General features: G+C 70.8%; 21 protein-coding genes. 8 read left to right on the top strand and 13 right to left on the bottom strand.

The genetic code is table 11. The features are described 5' to 3' along the window. The first annotated feature begins 2 nt into the window (after nucleotides 1-2). Together QPK32_RS01105 and QPK32_RS01100 are read left to right on the top strand one after the other, a co-directional pair. Nucleotides 3-584: a sigma-70 family RNA polymerase sigma factor gene (locus QPK32_RS01105; RefSeq protein ID WP_290410936.1), complete on the top strand. Its 582-nt coding sequence runs from the start codon at nucleotides 3-5 to the stop codon at nucleotides 582-584. Further along, a complete protein-coding gene (locus QPK32_RS01100) occupies nucleotides 581-1516 on the top strand; it encodes a hypothetical protein (protein ID WP_290410935.1) in 936 nt (311 codons plus the stop codon). The genes QPK32_RS01105 and QPK32_RS01100 overlap by 4 nt, the downstream gene beginning before the upstream one ends. Here the strand turns inward: QPK32_RS01100 and QPK32_RS01095 are convergent, their stop codons facing one another. From QPK32_RS01095 to QPK32_RS01075, 5 genes are all read right to left on the bottom strand, one after another. Continuing rightward, the gene (locus QPK32_RS01095; protein WP_290410934.1) at nucleotides 1517-4456 is read right to left on the bottom strand and encodes a VIT domain-containing protein; all 2940 of its coding nucleotides are present in this window, start codon (nucleotides 4454-4456) and stop codon (nucleotides 1517-1519) included. It lies immediately after the preceding gene. A gap of 87 nt (nucleotides 4457-4543) precedes the next feature. After that, nucleotides 4544-5701 (bottom strand): NAD(P)/FAD-dependent oxidoreductase, encoded by a 1158-nt coding sequence (locus tag QPK32_RS01090; RefSeq protein ID WP_290410933.1) that lies wholly within the window; start codon nucleotides 5699-5701, stop codon nucleotides 4544-4546. Between the two features lie 78 nt (nucleotides 5702-5779). Further along, nucleotides 5780-6844 carry a DUF4380 domain-containing protein gene (locus tag QPK32_RS01085; RefSeq protein WP_290410932.1) on the bottom strand — a complete coding sequence of 355 codons (1065 nt, stop codon included), beginning with the start codon at nucleotides 6842-6844 and terminating at the stop codon, nucleotides 5780-5782. Between the two features lie 45 nt (nucleotides 6845-6889). Next, on the bottom strand, nucleotides 6890-7870 hold the full coding sequence (locus QPK32_RS01080) for a two-component system response regulator (RefSeq protein WP_290410931.1): 981 nt from the start codon (nucleotides 7868-7870) through the stop codon (nucleotides 6890-6892). A gap of 9 nt (nucleotides 7871-7879) precedes the next feature. Further along, a complete protein-coding gene (locus QPK32_RS01075) occupies nucleotides 7880-9190 on the bottom strand; it encodes a sensor histidine kinase KdpD (protein ID WP_290410930.1) in 1311 nt (436 codons plus the stop codon). Nucleotides 9191-9342: 152 nt separating this feature from the next. Here QPK32_RS01075 and cqsA point away from each other — a divergent pair, with 152 nt between their 5' ends. Further along, the gene (gene cqsA, locus QPK32_RS01070; RefSeq protein ID WP_290410929.1) at nucleotides 9343-10602 is read left to right on the top strand and encodes an alpha-hydroxyketone-type quorum-sensing autoinducer synthase; all 1260 of its coding nucleotides are present in this window, start codon (nucleotides 9343-9345) and stop codon (nucleotides 10600-10602) included. Nucleotides 10603-10771: 169 nt separating this feature from the next. On the opposite strand, the gene QPK32_RS01065 is transcribed toward cqsA, so the two are convergent. Continuing rightward, complete coding sequence (locus QPK32_RS01065; RefSeq protein WP_290410928.1) at nucleotides 10772-12988, bottom strand: NADP-dependent malic enzyme; 2217 nt, start codon at nucleotides 12986-12988, stop codon at nucleotides 10772-10774. A gap of 198 nt (nucleotides 12989-13186) precedes the next feature. Continuing rightward, nucleotides 13187-13816, bottom strand: a complete 630-nt coding sequence (locus QPK32_RS01060; RefSeq protein ID WP_290410927.1) for a flavin reductase family protein — start codon at nucleotides 13814-13816, stop codon at nucleotides 13187-13189. Nucleotides 13817-14077: 261 nt separating this feature from the next. Between QPK32_RS01060 and QPK32_RS01055 the strand changes: the two genes are divergently transcribed. Genes QPK32_RS01055 through QPK32_RS01035 form a run of 5 tightly spaced genes read left to right on the top strand, consistent with a single transcriptional unit; the run spans nucleotide 14078 to nucleotide 17532 of the window. Then, nucleotides 14078-15049: an acyl-CoA dehydrogenase family protein gene (locus tag QPK32_RS01055; RefSeq protein WP_290410926.1), complete on the top strand. Its 972-nt coding sequence runs from the start codon at nucleotides 14078-14080 to the stop codon at nucleotides 15047-15049. After that, nucleotides 15037-15834, top strand: a complete 798-nt coding sequence (locus tag QPK32_RS01050) for a PIG-L deacetylase family protein (RefSeq protein ID WP_290410925.1) — start codon at nucleotides 15037-15039, stop codon at nucleotides 15832-15834. The genes QPK32_RS01055 and QPK32_RS01050 overlap by 13 nt, the downstream gene beginning before the upstream one ends. Continuing rightward, nucleotides 15797-16402, top strand: coding sequence for a methyltransferase domain-containing protein (locus tag QPK32_RS01045; protein WP_290410924.1), 606 nt, complete (start codon nucleotides 15797-15799; stop codon nucleotides 16400-16402). Before QPK32_RS01050 ends, QPK32_RS01045 begins: the two co-directional genes overlap by 38 nt. Further along, on the top strand, nucleotides 16399-17091 hold the full coding sequence (locus QPK32_RS01040; protein WP_290410923.1) for a glycosyltransferase family 2 protein: 693 nt from the start codon (nucleotides 16399-16401) through the stop codon (nucleotides 17089-17091). Before QPK32_RS01045 ends, QPK32_RS01040 begins: the two co-directional genes overlap by 4 nt. A gap of 54 nt (nucleotides 17092-17145) precedes the next feature. Then, nucleotides 17146-17532: a VOC family protein gene (locus QPK32_RS01035; protein ID WP_290410922.1), complete on the top strand. Its 387-nt coding sequence runs from the start codon at nucleotides 17146-17148 to the stop codon at nucleotides 17530-17532. 16 nt (nucleotides 17533-17548) lie between these two features. On the opposite strand, the gene QPK32_RS01030 is transcribed toward QPK32_RS01035, so the two are convergent. The 6 genes from QPK32_RS01030 to QPK32_RS01005 all read right to left on the bottom strand — a co-directional run bounded on the left by QPK32_RS01030 (nucleotide 17549) and on the right by QPK32_RS01005 (nucleotide 22821). Beyond that, entirely contained in the window at nucleotides 17549-17734 is a 186-nt protein-coding gene (locus tag QPK32_RS01030; protein ID WP_290410921.1) for a hypothetical protein, read from the bottom strand. 112 nt (nucleotides 17735-17846) lie between these two features. Next, nucleotides 17847-18722, bottom strand: coding sequence for a peptidase (locus tag QPK32_RS01025; protein ID WP_290410920.1), 876 nt, complete (start codon nucleotides 18720-18722; stop codon nucleotides 17847-17849). A gap of 32 nt (nucleotides 18723-18754) precedes the next feature. Next, nucleotides 18755-19567 (bottom strand): transglutaminase family protein, encoded by an 813-nt coding sequence (locus QPK32_RS01020; protein ID WP_290410919.1) that lies wholly within the window; start codon nucleotides 19565-19567, stop codon nucleotides 18755-18757. Nucleotides 19568-19569: 2 nt separating this feature from the next. Next, nucleotides 19570-20535: an alpha-E domain-containing protein gene (locus QPK32_RS01015; protein ID WP_290411380.1), complete on the bottom strand. Its 966-nt coding sequence runs from the start codon at nucleotides 20533-20535 to the stop codon at nucleotides 19570-19572. Then, entirely contained in the window at nucleotides 20535-21950 is a 1416-nt protein-coding gene (locus tag QPK32_RS01010; protein ID WP_290410918.1) for a circularly permuted type 2 ATP-grasp protein, read from the bottom strand. The genes QPK32_RS01015 and QPK32_RS01010 overlap by 1 nt, the downstream gene beginning before the upstream one ends. 220 nt (nucleotides 21951-22170) lie before the next feature. Continuing rightward, nucleotides 22171-22821, bottom strand: coding sequence for a DNA-binding protein (locus tag QPK32_RS01005; RefSeq protein ID WP_290410917.1), 651 nt, complete (start codon nucleotides 22819-22821; stop codon nucleotides 22171-22173). Between the last annotated feature and the right edge of the window lie 96 nt (nucleotides 22822-22917).

Here is a 22917-nt window from a genome sequence, read left to right as displayed (position 1 = left end):
CCATGGCGACCGACCCCACCGACGAAGACCTGGCCTTGCGCTACCGCGATGGCGACCTGGCCGCCTTCGAGGAACTGTACCGCCGCCACAGCGGCGGCCTGTACCGGTTCATCGCATGGCGTTCGCCGCGCCGCGAATGGGTCGACGAGATCGTGCAGGACAGCTGGGCCGCGTTGCACCAGGCGCGCGGCCGCTACGTGGCGAGCAGCTCGTTCCGCACCTACCTGTACCAGATCGCGCGCAACCGCCTGGTCGACCTGATGCGGCGCGACCCGCGCATGGTGCTGGCCGGCGACAGCGCGGCCGCCGGAGAGGCGCTCGACGGCGCCGACGCCGACGAAGGCACGCCGGAACGGCTGCTCGACGCGCGCCAGCAGACCGCGCGCCTGCACCGCGCCATCCGCACGCTGCCGGACGAGCAGCGCGAGGCGCTGGTGCTGCAGCAGTTCAGCGGGCTGGCGCTGGAGGAGATCGCCGTGTTGTGCGGCACGTCGCCAGAAACGATCAAGAGCCGGCTGCGCTACGCGATGCGCAAGCTGCGCGAGCAACTCGCCACCGAGACTTCCAGGGAGGCAGGAACATGAGCAGCCGGGACCAGGACCGCCACGGGCACGGGAACGACGACCGCGAACTCGACGCCTTCCTGCGCGGCGAGGACGATCTCGCCGCGGCCTTGCGCGGCATCGAGCAGCCGGCGCCGCCGCCGGCGCTCGACGAGCGCATCCGCGCCCAGGCGCGGGAGGCGCTGGCCGCACCGGTGGACGCGGCCAATGACGCCGGCGACATCGACGAGGAGGAAGAGCGCGCCCTGGTGGCGTCGCCGCTGGGCCGCTGGCGCGTGCCGCTGGCGGTGGCGGCGACCGTCGTGATCGGCGTGTCGCTGGCGCTGCAGTGGGATGACGGGCACCGGGATACGGCGCCGGCGGCGCTGGCGGACACGGCGCCGCCAACATCGGGAGCGCGGGCGCCCGAATCGTCAACCGTCCCCGCGCCCGAGGCGGCGGAGCAGCAGGAACCCGCGCCGCCCATGGTCGAGAAGGCGGCGCCGGCGACGGGCGCCCGGCAACGGCGCGAAGCGCGTACGACGCCCGCCGAAGCGGTGCAGCCGCCGCCGCCACCTCCGCCTCCGCCCATGCCCGTGCCGGCGGCAAGCCCGGCACCCGCGCTGCCCGCACCTGCGCCCGCACCTGCGCCCGCAACTGCGCCCGTCGCCGCACCAGCGTTCCCCATGCAGCACTTCGCCGCCCCGCAAGGCGCCGAGGACGACGCCGGCGGCTGGGCGGTACAGCGCCGCAGCGCCCCGGCCACGACCCATGTCGAGGTGGCGGGCAGCCGCGCGGCGGCGGCCGACGAGCGCCGTCCACGCGAGTGGCTCGTCGTGCTCGGCCAGCTGCTGGACCACAAGCTCGACGACGACGCGCGTACGTCCTGGGCCAACTTCCGGCGCGACTATCCGGACTACCCGGTACCGGAAGCGTTGCGCCGGCGCCTGGACAGCCTGCCGGCGCCGCCCTGATCAGCGCGCGGCGGGCACGTCGAACTCGCCGACGAACACGGTGTCGCCGCGCCCGCGCAGCCGCAGCGTGACCAGTTGCTCCTTCGCCCTCGGCGTGCCGAACCCCGTGGTCAGCCTGGCCTGCAGCGTCGTGACGCCGGCCACCACCTGGCGGCGGCTGCCGAAGAAGTTCGCTTCGACCTTGTACTTGCCCGGCTTGGCCTCGCGCAGCGAGAATTCCTCGGGGCCATAGCCGCCGGTGGCGTCCTGCGACAGGCGGCCGCCCAGCCAGGTGCGCGGATGCGAATACATGCAGCGTTCGCCGTTCGGATCCGTCACCCACAAGTCCATGTCGCTGTTGTCGGCATCCCAGGACAGCACCACGCGCAGGTCGAGCGGCAGGTTGCGCAGCAGGCGCGGATCGATGCGGCGGGTATCGACCTTGCCCCGGTTGGCGGCCGCGATCGCGTTCATGTCGGCCAGCGCGATCAGCTCGACCTCGGCGAAGCGGGCGTTCCAGTCGCGCACGGCCACCTGGTACAGGGTGTCGACCGCCTGCTGCGGCCTGCCGGCGGCGGCGTACGCCAGGCCCAGGTCGCGCCACGACTGCGGCTCTTCCTCGGCCAGGCGCAGCACTTCCTCGAACACGGGCACGGCCAGTTCCGGGGCGCCGGCCTGCAGCAGGCGGTAGCCGAGCACGCGCAGCACGTGGCGGTTCTCCAGGTCCATCTCGGCCAGGTTCGACAGCACGCGCAGGGCCAGCACGCGGTCTCCCTTGTCCAGCAGCGTGTCGGCCACGTCCAGGTAGAACGCCGTGCTGTTCGCATGGTCGGGCTTCTCGTCGAGGTAGATGGCGTAGGCCTGGCGTGCGTCGGCCCGGGCCATGCGGTCGACGTGGCGCGCGTCGGGCGTCCACGGCCGCAGCGCGATGCCGGTGGTGGGCGACGCTGTTGCCGGTGCCGGTGCCGGTGGGGCGCCGGTGACGCGGCGCTGGACAGCCTCCGGCGCGGGCGCGGCAAGAAAGGAAGAGGCGAACGACGGCGGCGGTGGCGGTGGCAGTGGCGGCATGACCGCGCCGGGAGCGCGCACGGCGCTTCCCTGCACCGTCACGGGGATGGACTTGCCCGACGGCGCCACCGCGTCCGGCGGCGGCGCGTCCTTCGGGAAGCGGTAGGCCCACCAGGCCTGCTTGGCCTCGAAGTCGCGCACGACGCGCTCCAGCTGCATGGCGCGGCCTTGCGCCGCGCGTGCCGCGCCGCCGGCTTTCAGGCGCTCGACTTCCGCACGCAGGGCGGGTGGCGGCGCGATGTCGTAGCGGGCATAGTCGGCCGCCAGCTCCAGCACGATCAGCGAGGTGTCGCCGGTGGCGATGCCGAAGCGGCGGCCCAGGCGGGCGATCTCGCCGCGGTTCTCCTCGCGCCGGTCCTGCAGCGCATCGATGCGCCAGCCGGCCCACAGCAGGGGCGCCAGCGGCTGGACGGGGCTGGCCGGCGTCACCGGCACGGCCAGCATGCGGCCATCGTCGAGCGTCACGCGCAGCATGCCGTCCGGCCGCAGGCGGCGCCCGGCCACGCGCAGCACGCCGCCGCGCACGTCCGGCGCCTCGGCCTGCAGCGCGTCCAGGCCATCGCCGGCCAGCGCGGCGATGCGCACGGCATCCTGCAGCAGGCCGGCCGCGGCGGCTTCGATATCGCCCGACCCGAGGTCGACCAGATGGCCGCCCGTGCGCCGGGCCAGCGCGTCCAGGCGCGCCGTGCCGGCGCCCGCCGCGGCGTTCACGGCGAACAGGCGCTGGTGCGGCGCCAGCGCGGGGAAGGCATGCGTGCCGTAGTTGTCCAGGCCATCGGAAAACAGCAGGTAGTCGCCGGCCCGGCCGTCCGGCCGCCAGCCGCCCAGTGCGCTGGCGCCGTCGTACACGGTCGCTTCCAGCTCGCGGCGCAGCACCGACCAGTCGCCGCCGCGCACGCGGAAATCGTGCGGCGCCTCGGCGCGGTCGCGCAGCCGCACCAGGCGCACGTCGAGGTCGCCGGCCGCGCGCAGGTAGCGCTCCAGCAGCGCGAACTCCAGGTCGTGGCGGCGCGCCGCGCCGGAGCCCGAGCTGTCCCACAGCAGGACGAGGCTGGATGGCAGCCGGCGCGGGCGCGGCGCCGTCGCGACGGGGATCTCGGCGACGAAGTAGCCCGTATCGCCGTGCATGCCGGTGAAGGCGCGGACATTGTCGTCGGCCCGGCCCTGGATGGCGAGCTGGCCGTTCGCGAGCGCCGTGCGCGGCAGCTCGGCCGCGAAGCCGTCGCCTTCGCGGCGCAGCGCGCTCGCCTCCGTGGCGCCGACCACGTGCGGCGCGCTGTCCGCGCCGTGCACGCGCACGCTGGCATGCCATGCCGCGGCGCCGGCAGCGTCGGAGAGAGACGGCGGCAGGGGCAGGCGATAGTGCCAGCCGCCGCCGCCGCGCGCCAGGGGCTGGGCGATGCGCAGGCGCACGCGGCGCTCGCCGCCGGCCGGGATCGGGTAGATGCGCAGCTTGAAGTTGTCCCCCTGCGTCGCTTCCAGCAGCCCGGGATCGACCCCGCGCCGAGCGATCTCTTCGAACACCTGGCGGCCCCTGGCCTTGTCGACGGGGACGGCGGGTCGCATCTCGCCGCCGATGTCGAGCGCGAAGCCGACGATCTTCTGTCCCGGCGCTAGCGGAAATTGCAGCTCGCCTTCCAGCACGCGGGCGTTGGGGTTGCGAAAAGCGAGCTCGATCGTCGTGTCGGCCATGCCGGCGCCGATATCGACGGCAATGCTGGCGGCCTGCAGGCGCACGGGCGTCTCGGCGCCCTGCACGGCGAGCAGCGGAGGGGGAAGGGCGCGGGGGAGCGGGCGCGCCCCGTCCTGGGCCAGGACGGGCGCGAGGCCGGGCAGGGCCAGCAGGCAGGCAAGTGCCAGGGCGGGGCCGCGGGCGGAGAAACGGTACGGCATGGGAGACTCCCGGTAGTGTCGATGGCCATGAAACGGCCGGACCGGCATTCCGGGGTCGAATCCCGCAAGATAAATGCGCCGCCCGGGTCAGCCGGCCGCGCGCAGCGGCCCGTAGGTCGCCGCGTAATTCTTGGGGCCCACGAACGGCAGCAGCAGGTTGCGGAGGAACGCAGGCAGGCGCGCCGCCTTCGACATCTTGTCCGTCATCGCCTGCACGTGGCCGACGCGCTCGCGGCGGGCGGCGTCGAAGCGCGCGCCCGCGTCGGACCAGTCGCCGCCATGCGCGAGGATGGCGCCCAGCGCCTGCGCGTCCTCGAACGCCAGTGCGCCCCCCTGGGCCCACACGGGGGCCGTGGCGTGCGCGGCGTCGCCGATCAGCACGATCCGCTCGCGGCTCCAGGCCGGCATGCGCACTTCCGCCAGCGGCGAATGGTGGATGTGGTCCGGGTGCCGCATCAGGAAGTCCACCGTCTTCGTCACGGCCGCGGGGAAGCCGGCGAAGACGGCGGCCAGGTCGCGGGTAGCGTCGCCGGCGCCGGCCGTGTCGCTGGCCCAGCCGTACACTTCGCCGTTGCCGAGCGGGATCAGGAGGAACAGCGCCTGCGGGCCGGCCCAGACCTTCCAGCAGTCGACGCCGGGATCGGGGGCGATGAAGCGCCAGCTCGACGTCGACAGCACGGCGGAGCGCACGGCCGTGTCGGGGAAGGCGCAGGCGCGGGTACGCGAATGCACGCCGTCCGCGCCGACGACGAGGCGCCCGTTGAAGACGCGGCCGTCAGGGGTGGCCACGGTGGCCGCGCCGGCGCCGGCGACGATCGATTCGACCGGGCTGGCCAGCTGCAGCGTGTCCGCCGGCAGGCCCTCGCGCAGCAGCGCCATCAGCTCGCTGCGCTTGACGCAGCGCGGACGGTGGCGCGGCCCCCAGAACGCGTCCTCGTCGACCTCGAACAGCAGGCGGTCGCGGTGGTCGCGGTATTCGCGGCGCCGGGTCGGCGCGCCGAGCCGGGACAGCGCCTCGCCGACGCCCAGCGCGTCCAGCGCAGCGATCGCGTTGCCGGGCAGGTTGATCGCGAAGCCCTCGTTGGACACGCTGTCGCGCCGTTCGAGGACGATGTGGTGCACGCCCTGGCGGTGCAGGGTGCGGCTCATGGCGAGGCCCGCCAGGCCGCCGCCCACGACGATGGCGTCGTAGTCGTTCGCGTAGTCGTTCGCGTAGTCGTTCGCGTGGTTGTTCGGTGGTGTCATTCCGTATGGCTTTCCGTAGCATGATGATGAACATGTAATCATGCCACAGCTTGCGGCCACCTGCCCGGCAGCGCGTGTCTACAGGCCGCCGAGCCCCAGCGCCCGGGCGTGCGCGCGCAGGAACGCGAGGTGGCCTTCGCGCGTGGCGGGGCCGCCGTAGGGCAGGATCGTCCACAGCTCGTGCGCCTGCATCGCCTCGCGCGGCGCCAGGCGCCGGTAGGGCGCGTGCACTTCCATCTCCAGGATGCCCTCGTCCGGACGGCCGGGCACGACGTCGTGGTACAGCTCGACCTGGCCCTGGTCCGGGTGGATGGCGCTGCGCGGCTGGTGCGGGAACTGGATGACCAGCGCCTGGCCGGCGCGAAAGCCCGCCATCCAGCCGGCGGCGGGCTGCAGGAAGATCTTGCCCTTGCGTGCGGCATCCGCGGCGCCGGGCGCCGGCAGGTCGAGGGCGAACAGGCCATCCTCCAGCGCGAAGCGGGGCGCGGGCCGGTCCTTTTCCGCAGCCTCGACGCGCACGTCGGCGCGCGCGGCCACCGGCACGTAGACGGCCGTGTCGGCATGGGCGCGCGTATTGAACCAGATGTCCCAGGCGACCCGGGTATCGCGCCGGTTGGTGGCGCGCACGTCCAGGCGCAGGCTGTTCGGCCGTCCCGCGACGAGGGAATAGCGCTTGTCGAGGGACACGCCGCTCACGGGGCTGGCCGGTCCGCGCAAAGCCACGGCCGCCGGCGAATCCTCGACGACGACCGTGTTCGACAGCCCCAGCCAGGGATCGGGCGGCCAGACCGCCCCGTCCGCCGCGCGGCGCGGGTTGAGGCGCTGGTGCACCCACCACTGCTTCTGCGGCCCGACCCAGACTTCATGGCCGAGGTAGCCGATGTTCTCGCCGAACGCGTCGACCCGCGGCTCGGCCGCGCCCGCGTCCGCGTCGAAGCGCAGGAAGCTGGGCCGGCCCGCCAGGCCGAACGCGAGCAGGCGTCCGCCGATGCGCTCGGCGACGGTCGCCTGCACGGTGCCGTTGGCCAGCGTGTGGACGCGCAGCGCCGCGGCCGATTCGGCGGCATGGGATGGCGGGAGCATGGGCAGCATGGAAGCGGCGAAGAGCGCGGCGAAGAGGACGGCGGTGCGGACACGGGTCATGGCGGACGCGAACGGTGGCAAGGGGACCACAGCATAGCGCAAAGCTCAGCTTTCCTGGCGCCGGTAGTCGGCGAACGACGTGGGTCGCTCCAGGAAGCCGGGCCGGCTCTCGAACAGCGCCCAGTAGTAGCGCTGCCGCCCCTCGCAGACGCGGGCCGGGGCCGTCCAGCGGTACCAGTCCTTGCTGAAGGCGGGCGAGTACATGCCGTCCCCCTCGCTGAAATTCGGGATCACGACGCGCCGCTCGAGCGCCTCCAGCAGCGAGGGCGGCGCGCCGCTGTCGCGCGCCACCTCCAGGTGCGCCGCCATGGTCTGGTCGGTTTCCACGACCAGCGTCCAGCACTTGCCGTCGCGGTCCAGCATCAGGAAGCCGGCCGGGTCGTGCACCAGGTAGTGCTCGACGATGCCGCAGCAGGCGACGGTCTGCTCGACCAGGGTGGCGACGGCGGGATCGTCGATGAAGCCGTAGCCGTGCAGCGGCAGCAGCTCGCGCAGGGCGTCGGCCTGTTCGAGGAAGTAGCGCCGCTGCAGCGTCTCGAGCTCGGCGTCCAGGCGGTCGAGCGCGTCGTGGTCGCTCTTGCGGATGTAGCGGTCGATCAGGCCGCGGTTGAAGGCGTCGATGGCGATGCGCTCGTCGGCCGCGCCCGTGAGCAGGATGCGCCGGCAGGGCAGGCCGCGCACCGCCTCGCACACCTGGATGCCGTTCAGGCCCGGCATCGAATAGTCGACCACGAGCACGGATGGCGTGGCGAAGCGCTGCGGGTCGCTGACGACGCGGCAGATGCGCTCCACGTGCAGCGCCACGTTGAGCGGCTGGGCCGCGAAGGTATCGATGCCGGGCGAGAAAAAGTGCGCGGGGGCGCTGGCGCGGCTGCGTTCGCGCAGCCAGGCGATGGCCGCGAGCGCGTCGCCGAAGGTGCGGGCAGGCAGGTGCTCGCCCAGCTGGAAGCGCACGCTGTCGAGGAAGCTGGTGTTGTCGTCCACGAGGACGACGGTGCTCGGATGCTGGTAGAGGGGGAGTGCCATGATGGTCGTTCAGGGAGCGGCCGCGCGCGGGAACGCGACGGCGAAGACGGTATAGGTGCGCTCGCGCGAGCGGCAGCGGATGGTGCCGTGCCAGGCGCGCACGATGTCGCGGCACAGCGCCAGGCCGATCCCGGCGCCGGAGCCGGGCGGGTTCGAATGGAAGCGTTCGAAGATCAGCGGCAGCTCGCGCGCCGGGATGCCGCAGCCGCTGTCCATGACGAGCAGGCGCGGGCGCGCGCGGGCGCCGTCGATGACGATCCTGACGCGGCCGGCGGCGCTCCCGCGGCCATCCGCGCGTTCGGCCCGCTGCAGCGCCTTGAGGGCGTTGCGCAGCAGGTTCAGGAGCAGCACCGCGCACAGGTCGTCGCGGCCGGCGAAGCAGAAGTCGCGACGCACCACGACTTCGACCATGCCGCGCTGGGCGCCGCTGGCGAAGGGATAGCGGTCGATGGCGGCCTGCACCACGCTTGCCATCGACAGCGCCTCGGTGGGCGCCAGCTCGCGCTCCAGCGCCGTCGCCGACTCCAGGAACAGGTCGATCAGGCGGTTCATGTGGCGCACGTCGTAGCGGATCCGCTCGAGGGCGGCGTCGACGCCGGGCTCCTGCCCCTGGCTGCCCGGGCGCTGCGCCACCCGCTCGATGCCGCGCACGTTCGCGGCCACGCCCATCAGCGGCGTGCGCAGCTCGTGCGACACCAGGGCCAGCGCCTGCGCCATCCCGGACAGCTTCTCGCGCGCCAGCACGCGCCGTCCCAGCTTGGTCACCGACACCACCACGATGGTGAACAGGTAGATCGGCGCCTGTTCGACCATGTGGGTTTGCGCGAGCGGCGTGCCGTCGCCATGCGCGGCGAACATGCCGGCGGCGGCCAGCGTGCCGGCGGCGAACGAGGCCAGCGCCCACCACCAGTCGAAGTGGAACAGCACGATCAGCGCCGCCAGCAGCGACTGGGCCCACACGGCGGATCCGCCGTTCATCAAGAACATGTAGGTGAAAAAGAAGGGGAGCACATACGTGACGCCGACAAATTCATAGGCGCGCAGCAGCGTATTGTCCTTGACGTGGTGGGCGAACAGAGCCGGTACGCACAGCGCCATGCCGAGGGCGCGCAGCAGCGGGCTCTCGTAGGGCTGGGGGAACCACGCCGTCCACACCAGGTAGTAGGCCGGCATGCCGAGGAAGCCGATCCAGGCCAGCAGGCGCAGGCGTGTGGCGACCATTGCATGCTGCTGCTCCTGGACCAGCAGCCATTTGAGCAGCAGGTGCTTGAACTGGCCGGAGCGCACGGCGCCGGCGATACCGCTCGCGAGGGAGTTCATTGTGACTTTGCATCCACAAAATTGATCTGACGCAACCTCAGCCGATGGTGACGCAAATTAGATACGTGACGTTGATCTCGATCAACAGTGCGCGCATGACTTATCCGCCCGTAAATAGAAATTGCAAAATGACTACTTTTTTGGAGGAAAAAATGATCATCGATCTCGCATACCAGTCGGGCACCCCATCCACCGCGCGCCCCGGCCGTCCAGCCAGCCACGAGCTCCCGTCCTTCGTCACCCGGCGCATGGACGAGCATTACGTGACCCGCGTCGAGCAACTGCTCGGCGGCGAGCACATGCACGTCTGGAAGCGTCCCGGTCCCGGCGCCGTCATGCTGGCGGGGAACGACTACCTGTGCATCGCCAGCGAACCGGCGCTGGTGCGGGCGCAGGTGGCCTGCCTGGAGAACAATGCCGGCCAGGCGCTGATGTCCTCGGTGTTCCTGCAGGCGGGCAGCGCCCAGCACCGGCTGGAGGCGAAATTCGCCGAGTACCTGGGCGCCGAGGACACCGTGCTGGCCCAATCCGGCTGGGCCGCCAACGTCGGCCTGCTGCAAAGCCTGGCCGAACCGGGCGTGCCGGTCTATCTCGACATGATGGCCCATGCCTCGCTGTGGGAAGGCGTGCAGTCGGCGCAGGCGCTGGGCGTGCCCTTCCTGCACAACGACGCCGGCCACCTAACGCGCCAGGTCGCCAAGCACGGGCGCGGCGTGATCGTCATCGACGCGCTGTACAGCACCAACGGCAGCGTCGCGCCGCTGCGCGAGGTGGTGGAGATCGCGGAGCGCAGCGGCAGCATCCTGGTGGTGGACGAATCGCATTCGCTCGGCACGCACGGGCCGGAAGGCGCCGGCATCGTGGTCGCCATGGGACTCGAGGACCGCGTGCACTTCCGCACCGCCTCGCTGGCCAAGGCCTTCGCCGGACGCGCCGGCCTGATCACCTGTTCGAGCCGCTTCAAGGGCTACTTCCTGTCGGCGTCGCGGCCGGCCATCTTCAGCTCCTGCCTGCTGAACCACGAACTGGCCTTCTTCGACGCGGCCATCGACCTGGTGCGCGGCGCCGACGCCAGGCGCGAGGCGCTGCGCCGCGTCACGGCCGAGGTGCGCGCGCGGCTGGCGCGCCTGGGCTACTGCATCGACGACGGGACCGAGCAGATCGTGGCGCTGGAAGCGGGGCCGGAGCCGAAGACGCTGGTATTGCGCAAGGCGCTGGAAGAGCGCGGCATCCAGGGCGCCGTGTTCTGCGCGCCGGCGACGGCCAAGAACCGCTCGCTGGTGCGGCTGACGCTCAATTGCGGCTTGGGGGGAAGGGAGATCGACAAGCTGGTGGAAGCCTGCGCGGACATGCGGGAGGAGGTGGATCTGGAGAACTGGAGTTCGTCGGTGCGGCGGCGACGGGTGCACTGAGCGGGGCCGCGCGGAAGGCATCGCGCGCGCAATACACCGTCGCCCCTGCGAAGGCAGGGGCCCATACTGAATGACTGGAATCGCTACGTCGAAGTCAAGGCGGCATGCTTGACGCCTCGGCTTGGGAAACTCGGCATGGGTCCCTGCCTTCGCAGGGACGACGGAGGGATCAGCGCACGCCGGCGACAGCCAGCGCCGTCATGTTGACGATGCGGCGCACGGTCGCGCTCGGGCTCAGGATGTGCACCGGCTTGGCCGCGCCCAGCAGGATCGGGCCGACGGTGACACCCTTGCCCGACGTGACCTTGAGCACGTTGAACAGGATGTTGGCCGCGTCCAGAGACGGCATCACGAGCAGGTTGGCCGCGCCGGCGAAGCCGCCTTCGGCTTCCTGCGGCTGGTACAGGCGGCGGATGTCTTCCGACAGCGCGGCGTCGCCGTGCACTTCGCCGATCACCTGCAGCTGCGGGGCGCTCGCGGCGAGCAGGGCGCGCGCTTCGCGCATCTTGACGGCCGACGGACGCTCGGACGAGCCGAAGATCGAGTGCGACAGCAGGGCGGCCTTCGGCTCGACGCCGAAGTGCACCATCGCGTCGGCGGCCAGGCGGGTGATCGCCGCCAGCTCCTGCGCGTTCGGGTTGTCGTTGACGTAGGTGTCGGTGATGAACAAGGTCATCTTGTCCAGCACCAGCGCGTTCATCGCGGCCAGCGTCTCGGCGCCCGGCGCCAGGCCGATCTCGTTCTTCACGTGGGCCAGGTGGCTGTCGTAGCTGCCCTTCATGCCGCACACCAGCGCGTCGGCCTGGCCCGCGTTGACGAGGCGCGCGCCCTGCAGCGTGGCGTCGACGCCCGCTTCCGGCTCGACCAGCGCGTAGTCCACTTCGCGGCGCAGGCGCAGGCCCGAGGCCTTCACGGCGGCGTCGATCTCGGCGGCGGCACCGATCAGCACCGGACGGGCCAGGCCCTGGTCCACCACGGTCTGCACGGCGCGCAGCACGCGCTGGTCGGTCGCCTCGGCGTAGGCCACGCGGCGCGGCAGCGCCTTGGCCTTGGAAAACACGGGCTTCATGAAGAAGCCGGTGTGGTAGATCATTTCGCCCAGCTTGTCGCGGTAGGCGTCCATGTCCTCGATCGGGCGGGTCGCGACGCCCGACGCGGCGGCGGCGGCGGCCACGGCCGGGGCGATCGCCGCCATCAGGCGCGGATCGAACGGCTTCGGGATGATGTAGTCGGGGCCGAACGTCAGGTCCTGGCCGGCGTAGGCGGCGGCGACGGCGTCGTTGGCTTCCGCCTCGGCCAGCGCCGCGATGGCGGTCACGCAGGCGAGCTTCATCTCGTCCGTGATGCGGGTCGCGCCGCAGTCCAGCGCACCGCGGAAGATGTAGGGGAAGCACAGCACGTTGTTGACCTGGTTCGGGTAGTCCGAGCGGCCGGTCGCGACGATGCAGTCCGGACGCGCGGCCTTCGCCACTTCCGGACGGATCTCCGGTTCCGGGTTGGCCAGCGCCAGGATGATCGGGCTGTCCGCCATGGTCTTGACCATCGCGGCCGTCAGGACGCCGGCGGTGGAGCAGCCCAGGAAGACGTCGGCGCCGTCGACGATGTCGGCCAGGGTGCGCGCGTCGGTCGCCTGCGCGTAGCGCGCCTTGTTGGCTTCCATGTTCGCTTCGCGGCCCTGCCAGATCACGCCCTTGGAGTCGGTGACGTAGATGTTCTGCTGCTGCACGCCCAGGCTCACCATCATGTCCAGGCAGGCGATCGCCGCGGCGCCGGCGCCGGAGCACACCAGCTTCACATTGCCGATGTCCTTGCCCACGACCTTCAGCGCGTTCAGCAGGGCGGCACTGGAGATGATCGCGGTACCGTGCTGGTCGTCGTGGAAGACGGGAATGTTCATGCGCTCGCGCAGCTTCTTCTCGATGTAGAAGCATTCCGGCGCCTTGATGTCCTCGAGGTTGATGCCGCCCACGGTGGGCTCGAGCATCGCGATGGCCTCGACCAGCTTGTCCGGATCGTTCTCGGCCAGCTCCAGGTCGAACACGTCGACGCCGGCGAATTTCTTGAACAGGCAGCCCTTGCCTTCCATGACGGGCTTGGAGGCCAGCGGGCCGATGTTACCGAGACCCAGGACGGCGGTGCCGTTCGAGATCACGGCGACCAGGTTGCCGCGCGACGTGTATTCCGCGGCCATGGCCGGGTCGGCGGCGATTTCTTCGCAGGCATAGGCCACGCCAGGCGAATAGGCCAGCGACAGGTCGCGCTGGTTGGACAGCGGCTTGGTCGCGACGACCTCGATCTTGCCGCGCACGGGGCTGCGGTGGTATTCGAGCGCATCCGCGCGCAACTGGGTGTCCCTGGATTCGTCCTGACTGCTTTCGATGCTCATTCTTGCTCCTATGCCGGCGTTCCGGCCGATGGTTAAACGATGCTGCTGAGCCGGGCGGGCGGCGGCGCTGCGGCGGTCTTGTTGTTCGTGCGCGCGCCATGCCGCCGGCCGCTTGCCCGGCTCGGGGCAGCCATCATACGTGATCGCGGCGTTTTTGGTGACTGAACGATCGTGCTATTAAATGGCGCGCTTGCAGGCTCAGGATTTCGCACCGGGGCGGAACATGTGAAAAAGCTGCTCCGGACCGATGGCGAAGTAGTCGGAAGGTCCGCCGCCGCGCAGGATGTGGCCGGCGTTCGCCGTGTCGTAGACGCCGTCCTTGAGCAAGCCGCGGTCGATGTGCACGCCGACGACTTCGCCCAGCACCAGCCATGCCTGCACCGCCTGTCCGTCCTGGCCCTGCAGCTGGATCAGCTGGGTGCAGCGGCATTCGAACGACACGGGACTTTCCGCCACGCGCGGCGCCGCCACGATGCGCGACGGGGCAGGGGCGAGGCCGGCCAGCGCGAACTCGTCCACCTCCGGACCGACGGCGGCGGAGGTGGCGTTCATGCGTTCGGCGAGGGGACGGGTGACGAGGTTCCACGTGAATTCGCGCGTGGCCTCGATGTTCCTGACGCTGTCCTTCAGGCTCGTGCTGGAGAAGCCCACGATCGGCGGCGTGTAGTTGAAGGCGTTGAAGAAGCTGTAGGGGGCGAGGTTCGGCACGCCGTCGGCGGACAGCGAGCCGATCCAGCCGATGGGACGCGGCCCCACGATGGCGTTGAACGGATCATGCGGCAGGCCGTGGCCCAGGCGCGGTTCGTAGAAATGGATGGCTTGCGGCATTGATGCTCCTGTCGTGCTCCTGTAGATGAGGCGGCAACGATACCGCATCCGCGCGCCGCGCGGTGACTGTCCGAAGATTGCAACTAACCGACATGCGCCGACGGAAGATACCGAACGGCGCGCCATCAGCGCGCGTGGGTACTCAGCCGTGCGTGGCAATGCTGTTCAATTTGCTATGATGCCTTTATTGCAACTTCTTGTCGGCATTCCATCGCCATGCGCGACGCATCCCCCTTCCTCTCAGCCTCCCTGGAAGCCTGCTTGCTCCGGCTCGACGGCGAGCATCCGGGCGCGGTCCTGCGCCGCCTCAACGACGAAGGGCTGGACAGGCCGCCTTTGCCGGGAGGCGGCTCCACCCTGGAGCGTTGGCGGGCCCTTGCGGCCGTCGGCGCCCATGACTTGAGCGTCGCCAAGCTCTATGAAGGCCATACCGACGCGCTGGCGATCCTGGCCGAGGCGGGCGCCCCGCACGACGACCAGTCGGCGACCTGGGGCACCTGGTGCGCGGAACCGACGGACGCGCGCGTGCTGCTGCGCCGGGAAGGGGACGGCCGCTACCTGCTGGATGGCCGCAAGGCCTGGTGCTCGGGCGCGCACGACGTCAGCCACGCCGTCGTCAGCTGCTGGAACGCCGCGGGGGAAGCCGTGCTGGCCGCCGTCGACCTGCGCCAGTCGGGCGTACGCGTGACGGACGATGGGTGGGCCGCCGTGGGCATGGCCGGCTCGCGCAGCGTGGACGTGCTGTTCGACCGTGCCCGCGCCGTGCCGCTGGGCGGGCCGGGATTCTACGTCGGCCGCGCCGGCTTCTGGCACGGCGGCGCCGGCGTCGCCGCCTGCTGGTTCGGCGCGGCGACGGCGCTGGCCGGGGCGCTGCGCGCACGCGTGGCAGGGCAGGCGGATCCGCACCGGCTGGCCCAGCTGGGCGAGGTGACCGTGGCCCTGCAGGGCAGCGCGGCACTGATGCGCGAAGCGGCGGCGGCCATCGACAGGGCGCCGGGCGCGGATGCGATGGCCCTGGCCCTGTCCGTGCGGCTGAGCGTGGAAGCGTCGGCCGCGCTGGTGCTGGCCCAGGCGGGCCGCGCGCTGGGGCCGGGCCCCATGTGCAAGGACCCTCGCATGGCGCGTCTGTTCGCCGACCTGCCCGTGTTCATCCGCCAGAGCCATGCGGAACGCGACCAGGCGGCGCTCGGGCGCCTCGTCGCCGACACCCGGGAGGCGCCATGGACGCTGTAGACCGGTCGCGCCATATCGCCGGCCTCGGCACGCCGGCACAGGCCTGGCTGGACGACCCGGCGCTGGCGCAGGTGCCGGCCGTCGGCCTCGACGCACTGGTACCGGAAGGCCGCCGCGCCGTCGTGGTGGCGCCCCATCCGGACGACGAGATCCTGTCCTGCGGCGGCCTGCTGCATCTGCTGGAACTGCATCGCCGACCCTTCGTCGTCGCCGCCGTGACGGACGGCGAGGGCAGCCATGCCGGTTCCGCCGAATGGCCCGTCGAACGGCTGCGCGCAACGCGGCCGCAGGAAACGCTGGGGGCGCTGGACAGCCTGGGCATCGCGGCGCCGCAGGTGGTGCGCCTGCGCGTGCCCGATGGGGGCGTGACGGCAGCCGAGGAAGCACTGGCGCGGCGCCTGGCCGGCCTGCTGGCGCCGGGCGACGTCGTCGTCACCACGTGGCGCTACGACGGCCACCCGGACCACGAGGCGACGGCGCGCGCCTGCGCCGCGGCGGCGCGCGCAGCCGGCGCGGCCCTGCTCGAAGTGCCCGTCTGGGGCTGGCACTGGAGCGCGCCGGGCGACGGCGCGATCCCCTTCGCGCAGGCGCGCAAGCTGCCCTTGCCGCCGGCGCTGGTAGCGCGCAAGCGCGCGGCGATGGCCTGTTTTCGCAGCCAGCTGACGGAAGACGCCAGCACGGGCGCCTTGCCCATCGTGTTCCCGCAGGCGCTGGAACGCCTGCTCAATCCTTACGAACTGTATTTGCATGAACCTCGACCAACCGAGCCGGCAACGGCATTTTGAGGCCCTGTACGCGGCCGACGACGACCCCTGGCATGTGCGCGACAAATGGTACGAGCGGCGCAAGCGCGCCATCCTGCTGGCATCGCTGGGCAAGTCCCGCTACCGCAACGCCTTCGAGCCAGGTTGCGGCAACGGCGAGATGAGCGCCGCGCTGGCGCAGCGTTGCGACCAGCTGCTGGCCTGCGATGGCTCCGCCAGCGCCGTGGCGGCGGCGCGCCGGCGCGTGGCGCAGGCGGGTGCGGAGCGGGGCCGGGTGCGGGTCGAGCGGCGCAGCCTGCCCGCCGATTGGCCGCGCGCGGCGGCCTTCGACCTGGTCGTCGTCAGCGAGCTGGCCTATTATTTCGAGCCCGCCGCGCTGGTGTCCCTGCTGTCGCTGGCCGGCGCCAGCGTCGAAGCCGGCGGCGAGCTGGTGCTGTGCCACTACCTGCACGACTTCGACGACCGCGCCGCCTCGACGGAGCTGGTGCACGCGGCGGCCGGCCGCCTGCCGGGCTTCGTGCGCACGCTGCGCCACGCGGACGAGGATTTCCTGCTCGAGGTCTTCCGCAAGCAGGGAGGCAACACATGATCGGCGTCGCCATTCCCGCCCACGACGAGGAAGCCGCGCTGGGAGACTGCCTGGACGCGATCCTTGCCGCGGCCGTCCATCCGGCGCTGCGGGGCGAGGCGGTGCGGGTGTGCATCGTGCTCGATGCGTGCGGAGACGGCAGCGCGGACGTCGTGCGCCGTCAACGCACGGCATTCGCCGCGGCGGGCGTGCTGCTCGACATGCTGGAAGTGGATGCGCGCCAGGTCGGCGTCGCGCGCGCGGCCGGCGCGCGCCATCTGCTGGACCATGGGGCGCGCTGGCTGGCGTTCACCGATGCCGACACGCGCGTTTCGCCGCAATGGCTGGCCGAGCAGCTGGCGCTGGGTGTCGACGTCGTGTGCGGCTCGGTCGCCGTCGACGACTGGTCCCCGCACGGCGCGAACGCCCGGCGCCTGCGCGAGCACTTCGCACGCAACTACCACGACCGCGACGGCCACCGCCACATCCACGGCGCCAACCTCGGCGTCAGCGCCGATGCCTACCGCGCCGCCGGCGGTTTCCAGAGCGTGTCCTGCCACGAGGACGTGTTGCTGGTGAAGGCGCTGGAAGCGATCGGCGCGCGGTTCGCCTGGAGCGCGCAGCCGCGCGTGTACACGAGCGCCCGCACGGATGCGCGCGCCCGCGACGGCTTCGGCGACACGCTGCTGCGGATGATCGCCGCCGCCTGACCCCATGGACGCCGCGCGCTGCTACAGTGGAGCTTTTGCTGAACGGAGCGAACGATGAAACGCGTAACGGGTATCGGCGGCATCTTCTTCCACGCGAAAGATCCGGTCGCGCTGCGCGGCTGGTACAAGCGCCACCTGGGCATCGACGTGCAGGACTGGGGCGGGGCCGTGTTCGGCTGGTCCAACGACGCCGGCGAGCCGGCGGGCGGCACGACGACCTGGTCCATCGGCGCCGCCGGCAGCGACCATGTCGCGCCCGGCCTCGCGTCCTTCATGATCAACTACCGCGTCGCCGACCTGGATGCCCTGCTGAAGCTGCTGCGCGCCGAAGGCTGCCATGTGCTCGACAAGACCGAGGACTCGGAGTTCGGCAAGTTCGGCTGGGTCATCGACCCGGAAGGCAACAAGGTCGAGCTGTGGCAGCCGCCGGCGGGGCAGTAGCCTCGTCGCGACGGGCTTAGTCGCCGGGCCCTTCACCCGGCATCGTGTCCGCCATCAGGCGCAGCTCTTCCGGCGTCAGCTCGTCCGGCTTCTTGTCCTTCAAACCGTCGAAGTCGCTCGGTTGTGGCTGTTGCTGCGCTTCGTTTTCCTTCTGCTGCTGGCCATCCTGCGCCTGCGCGGTGCTGTGCAGTTCCGTGCTCATGTCGTGCTCCCGGCAAGATTCGTCGGGCCAGTGTGGCACAGGACACGCGCGCACGGCGCGCGCCTACGCACAGGGCATCAGGCACAGGCAAGCGAGGCGGCTGGATCGGCGCTCAGTGCTGCGACGTCGACGCCGGCCCCTCGGCCAGCGACTGCACGGGCGCCGACGGCTCGGCCGCGATCATGCCCGGCGGCAGCGCGATGCGCACGGGACGGTTGCCGGCGTTGGCCGATGACAGCACGTTTTCCGTGGCACCGGGAGCCGCGTTCCACACGGGCGCGTCGATGCCTTCGAACACGGTCTTGAGTTGCTGGCCCCAGCTGTTGCGCAGCTGGCTGAAATACTGGTTCTGCTCGTCGATGGACACGAAGCGGGTGACGGCCAGCGCGCCGTCCTCGTAGACGAGCAGGTCGAGCGGCAGGCCCACCGAGATATTCGAGCGCAGCGTCGAATCCATCGAGATCAGTGCGCACTTGGCGGCATCGTCCAGCGTCGTGTGCGGCGTGACGACGCGGTCCAGGATCGGCTTGCCGTACTTCGCCTCGCCGATCTGGAAATACGGGTTCTCGTCGTGCGATTCGATGAAGTTGCCGGCCGAATAGACGTAGAACAGGCGGCAGCGTTCGCCCGCGATCTGGCCGCCGAAGATCAGGCTGACGTTGAAGTCGACGCCGTATTCGGCCAGCTGCGCCGCTTCCTGCCTGTGGACGGCGCGCACGGCGTCGCCGACGATGCGGGCGGCGTCGTACATGTTCGTCGCGTTCCAGATCGTCGCGCCTTCGGGGCTGATGTAGGTGGAGACGACCTGGCGGATCGCCTGCGAGATCGACAGGTTCCCGGCCGTCATCAGCACCATCATGCGGTCGCCCGGGTTCTCGAACACGCTCAGCTTGCGGAACGTGCCGACCTGGTCGACGCCCGCATTGGTGCGCGAATCGGCCAGGAAGACCAGTCCCGCGTTCAGGCGCATGCCTACACAATAAGTCATTGGCGTATTTACCGATAAAGAGTGCCGCTATTTTACTGGACCGGCACGATCGTCGCCTCGACGCGCATGGTTTCCTCGCCGCCGCCGCGGCGCATGCCGCGCACCGGCGCCGCCGATTCGTAGTCCCTGCCGATCGCCAGGCGGCAGTAGGCATCCGTCATCAGGCGGTTGTGGGTGACGTCGATGCTGACCCAGCCCGCGTGGTCGCCGTCCTCGACCCACACGTCGACCCAGGCATGGCTGGCCGCGTGGCCGGTCGACTCCGGATCGATGTAGCCGGACACGTAGCGGGCCGGCACGCCCCGCGCATGGCAGCAGGCCAGGTAGATGTGGGCATGGTCCTGGCAGACGCCGGCGCCGAGGACGATGGCCTCGCCCGCGGTGCTGAAGACGTCCGTCGCACCGCTACGGTACTCGACCGCACCGAAGATGTGCGCGGCCAGGTCCATCGCGGCGGCGGTGTCCACGCGCATGCCGGCCGGCGGCAGGCAGCGGGCGGCGAAGTCGGCCAGCAGCGGCGAGGGCTGCGTGAGCCGGGTCGGCACCGTGAAGATCAGAGGCGACAGGCTGTCGACGGCCTCCAGCCGGCCGTTCCTGAGCGGCGTGGTGGCGACGAGGCCCTCGACGACGATGCGGACGGTGTCGTGCGGCTCGTTCAGCGTCATCATGTGCGAATGGTTGCCGTAGGCGTCGACATAGGGCGCGCCGTTGCCGGGCATGGCGATCTTCCAGGACAGCACCTGCTGCTGCGGCTCGGTGCGCGGCACCAGGTGCAGCTGTTCGATGCTGTAGGCCTGCGGCTGGGTGTAGCGGTACAGCGTCTCGTGGCGGATGGAGAGGTGCATGGTCAGGCTCCGAGGGGAACGAGGAAGTCGCGGCTGATGCCGTTGCCGAGTTCATAGACGTTTTCCATGAACCGGCTCAGGGTGTCGTCCAGCCCGGCCTCCAGGATATCCTCGATGCGCGCGAACTGGAGCTCGGCATGCATCTTGCCGGCCAGGCGCTCCGTCTCGCGCGAGACGTCGTTGCGCACCGTTCGCAGGTTGGCCACCACCTGCTCCATGCAGGCCAGCAGGGAGCGCGGCATGTCGGCGCGCAGCATCAACAGCTCGGCCACGCGCGCCGGCGTGATGGCGTCGCGGTAGACCTTGCGGTAGATCTCGAAGCCGGCGACGGAGCGCAGCAGGGCGACCCAGTAATAGAACTCGCGCTGCGACAGCACCTCGCGGGTGGCATCGGATTCCGATCCTTTCTCGTTCTTGTCCCTGGCGCCGTGGTACTTCACGTCGAGCAGGCGCGCCGTGTTGTCGGCCCGTTCGAGGAAGGTGCCGAGGCGGATGAAGACCATCGCCTCGTCGTCCAGCATGGTGCCGAAGGTGACCCCGCGCCACAGGTGGCAACGGTACTTCACCCATTCGAAGAATTCGCCCGGGTCGCCGTCCAGCCTGGCGCGCTCGCGCAGGCCGATCCAGGTGGCGTTGTGGGTCTCCCAGACCTCGGTGGTGAGCACGCCGCGCACGGCGCGGGCGTTCTCGCGCGCCGCCGTCAGGCAGGACACGATCGCCGAGGAGTTGCCGCTGTCGTGCGCCATGAAGGACAGGACGCTCCTGGCGTCCAGCACCTCGTGGCGCGCGTCGTAGGCTTCGCGCAGTTCCGAGATGCCGAGCATGGCGCGCCAGGCCTGTTCGGTGTCGTGCTGGGACTGTGGCAGCATCGAGGTCTGCAGCGCCACGTCGAGCATGCGCGCCGTGTTCTCGGCGCGCTCGGTGTAGCGCGCCATCCAGTACAAGTGGTCCGCGGTGCGGCTCAGCATCATGCCTCCAGAATCCAGGTGTCCTTGGTGCCGCCGCCCTGCGACGAGTTCACCACCAGCGAGCCCTCCTGCAGCGCCACGCGTGTCAGGCCTCCGGGCACCATCGAAATGGTCTTGCCGGACAGGACGAAGGGCCGCAGGTCGATGTGGCGCGGCGCGATGCCGCTCTCCACGTAGGTGGGGCAGGCCGACAGGGCCAGCGTCGGCTGGGCGATGTAGCCGTCCGGCCTGGCCACCAGGCGCCGGCGGAAGTCCTCGATCTGCGCCTGTGTCGACGCGGGGCCGATCAGCATGCCGTAGCCGCCGGCGCCGTGCACTTCCTTGACCACCAGCTGGCCGAGGTTCGCGAGCACGTAGGACAGCTCGTCCGGCTTGCGGCACTGCCAGGTGGGCACGTTGTTCAGCAGCGGCTCCTCCGACAGGTAGAAGCGGACCATGTCCGGCACGTAGGGGTAGATCGACTTGTCGTCGGCCACGCCGGTGCCGATGGCGTTCGCCAGCGTCACGCGCCCGGCGCGGTACACGGACAGCAGGCCGGGCACGCCCAGCGTGGAATCGGAGCGGAACGCGAGCGGGTCGAGGAAGTCGTCGTCCAGGCGGCGGTAGATGACGTCCACGCGCTGGGGGCCGCGGATCGTGCGCATCCAGACGGCGTTGTCGTTCACGTACAGGTCCTTGCCCTCGACCAGCTCCACGCCCATCTGCTGGGCGAGGAACGCGTGCTCGAAGTAGGCGGAGTTGTACATCCCCGGCGTCATGACGACGATGGTCGGGTCGAGCACGCCGGTCGGCGCCACCGAGCGCAGGTTCTCGAGCAGCATGTCGGGGTAGTGCTCGACCGGCGCGATGCGGTGGCGCGCGAACAGTTCCGGGAACAGCCGCATCATCATCTTGCGGTCCTCCAGCATGTAGGACACGCCGGACGGCACGCGCAGGTTGTCTTCCAGGACGTAGAATTCGCCCTCGCCGGCGCGCACGATGTCGACGCCGGCGATGTGGGCATAGATGTCGGACGCGACGGCGATGCCCTGCATCTCGGGCCGGTACTGGGCGTTCTGGTAGATCTGGCGCGCCGGGATGATGCCGGCGTTGATGATGTTCTGCTCGTGGTAGATGTCGTGCACGAACATGTTCAGCGCCCGCACGCGCTGGGCCAGGCCGGCCTGCAGCGCCGTCCACTCGTGGGCCGGAATGATGCGCGGGATCGTGTCGAAGGGGATCAGGCGCTCGGTGCCGGCGCCGTCGCCATACACGGCGAACGTGATGCCGACGCGGCGGAAGGTGAGGTCCGCCTCGGCGCGCTTGCGCTCGATGCGCTCGCGCGGCTGCTGCCGCAGCCAGCTGTCGAATTCGCGGTAATGGTCGCGCACCGGGCCGGCGGCACCATCCGTCATCTCGTTGTAGAAGTCCCTCATGGTCGCTGTCCTCGTTCTTGACACTGACGCATGTATCAAGAACCGTGCCAGAGGGAATACGGAGTGGCTTGCCCCTTATTGGTGCACGTCCCGGCGCGGAAAAGAAGAACTGCCGCTTGCCCTGAACAACGTCGTCCCTGCGCAGGCAGGGACCCAAGCTCTGCAAGCGCAGCCGCTGCGCAAGCGACATCAGGCCCCTGCCTGCGCAGGGGCGACGGCCTTAACGCTTGCGTGCCGCCTGCAACTGCGCGCGCAGGTCCGCGTTCTCCGCCTCCAGCGCCGACCGCGCCGTCGTCGCGCCCACCAGTTCCATCTCGGCGGCCAGGCGGCGGTCCGATTCGGCGGCCTGGGCGGCGACGTTGCGCTCGATCTCGGCGCGCAGGGCCGTCAATTGCGCTTCCTTGCCGTCGATCGCCAACTGGTCCTTGGCCTTGCTGACCAGCGCGTCCATCGCCACCTGGCGCGCGTTGCGCAGCTCGGCGTTCAGGCGCTCGATGGTCTCGTCGCGGTCGGCCAGCTCGACGCGCAGGGATTCGCGTTCGGCTTCCAGCGCGTCGCCGGCCGCCAGCAGGGCGTCGCGGTCGGCGTCGGACTGGGCCAGGGCTTCGCGTTCCGCGGCGCCGGCATCGTGCGCGAACTGGCGCGCCCAGGCGGCCAGGTCGGCGACGAGCGATTCCGGCAGCGTGGCCGGCGGCGGTTCGACCGGCTTGCTGTTGCTGGCGCGCCACGCCGCCAGGTGCTTGTAGACGGCGTTCGGCGACCCGTTCCCCACGACGGCGCGCACGGCCTCGAGCGTCACCGGCTGGCCGTCGCCCTGCAGGCCTGCAGCGGCCGCGGCGACTTCGTCGTAGGTGATGTCCTGGTCTGCCATGTTCTTGATCCGTTGCTGTAGTTGAAGTGGCGCATATGATACGCGAGGCGGGTGCAGTTGCGACAGTGTGCGCCGGCCTCGACCGTGGCTCGTTAC

This window comes from Massilia sp. YIM B02763 (genome assembly GCF_030412015.1).
Classification (GTDB): domain Bacteria; phylum Pseudomonadota; class Gammaproteobacteria; order Burkholderiales; family Burkholderiaceae_D; genus Telluria.
This window is presented reverse-complemented; position numbering and strand designations above follow the sequence as displayed.

What these genes read in the sequence shown, in the direction of transcription:
- QPK32_RS01050 (WP_290410925.1), top strand. Translation starts at nt 15,037, where the DNA reads ATGGACGCTGTAGACCGGTCGCGCCATATCGCCGGCCTCGGCACGCCG.
- QPK32_RS01015 (WP_290411380.1), bottom strand. Translation starts at nt 20,535, where the DNA reads ATGCTGAGCCGCACCGCGGACCACTTGTACTGGATGGCGCGCTACACC.
- QPK32_RS01005 (WP_290410917.1), bottom strand. Translation starts at nt 22,821, where the DNA reads ATGGCAGACCAGGACATCACCTACGACGAAGTCGCCGCGGCCGCTGCA.
- QPK32_RS01020 (WP_290410919.1), bottom strand. Translation starts at nt 19,567, where the DNA reads ATGCACCTCTCCATCCGCCACGAGACGCTGTACCGCTACACCCAGCCG.
- QPK32_RS01090 (WP_290410933.1), bottom strand. Translation starts at nt 5,701, where the DNA reads ATGACACCACCGAACAACCACGCGAACGACTACGCGAACGACTACGCG.
- QPK32_RS01030 (WP_290410921.1), bottom strand. Translation starts at nt 17,734, where the DNA reads ATGAGCACGGAACTGCACAGCACCGCGCAGGCGCAGGATGGCCAGCAG.
- QPK32_RS01105 (WP_290410936.1), top strand. Translation starts at nt 3, where the DNA reads ATGGCGACCGACCCCACCGACGAAGACCTGGCCTTGCGCTACCGCGAT.
- QPK32_RS01025 (WP_290410920.1), bottom strand. Translation starts at nt 18,722, where the DNA reads ATGACTTATTGTGTAGGCATGCGCCTGAACGCGGGACTGGTCTTCCTG.
- QPK32_RS01080 (WP_290410931.1), bottom strand. Translation starts at nt 7,870, where the DNA reads ATGGCACTCCCCCTCTACCAGCATCCGAGCACCGTCGTCCTCGTGGAC.
- QPK32_RS01075 (WP_290410930.1), bottom strand. Translation starts at nt 9,190, where the DNA reads ATGAACTCCCTCGCGAGCGGTATCGCCGGCGCCGTGCGCTCCGGCCAG.
- QPK32_RS01045 (WP_290410924.1), top strand. Translation starts at nt 15,797, where the DNA reads ATGAACCTCGACCAACCGAGCCGGCAACGGCATTTTGAGGCCCTGTAC.
- QPK32_RS01010 (WP_290410918.1), bottom strand. Translation starts at nt 21,950, where the DNA reads ATGAGGGACTTCTACAACGAGATGACGGATGGTGCCGCCGGCCCGGTG.
- QPK32_RS01040 (WP_290410923.1), top strand. Translation starts at nt 16,399, where the DNA reads ATGATCGGCGTCGCCATTCCCGCCCACGACGAGGAAGCCGCGCTGGGA.
- QPK32_RS01095 (WP_290410934.1), bottom strand. Translation starts at nt 4,456, where the DNA reads ATGCCGTACCGTTTCTCCGCCCGCGGCCCCGCCCTGGCACTTGCCTGC.
- QPK32_RS01065 (WP_290410928.1), bottom strand. Translation starts at nt 12,988, where the DNA reads ATGAGCATCGAAAGCAGTCAGGACGAATCCAGGGACACCCAGTTGCGC.
- QPK32_RS01060 (WP_290410927.1), bottom strand. Translation starts at nt 13,816, where the DNA reads ATGCCGCAAGCCATCCATTTCTACGAACCGCGCCTGGGCCACGGCCTG.
- QPK32_RS01100 (WP_290410935.1), top strand. Translation starts at nt 581, where the DNA reads ATGAGCAGCCGGGACCAGGACCGCCACGGGCACGGGAACGACGACCGC.
- QPK32_RS01085 (WP_290410932.1), bottom strand. Translation starts at nt 6,844, where the DNA reads ATGACCCGTGTCCGCACCGCCGTCCTCTTCGCCGCGCTCTTCGCCGCT.
- QPK32_RS01035 (WP_290410922.1), top strand. Translation starts at nt 17,146, where the DNA reads ATGAAACGCGTAACGGGTATCGGCGGCATCTTCTTCCACGCGAAAGAT.
- cqsA (WP_290410929.1), top strand. Translation starts at nt 9,343, where the DNA reads ATGATCATCGATCTCGCATACCAGTCGGGCACCCCATCCACCGCGCGC.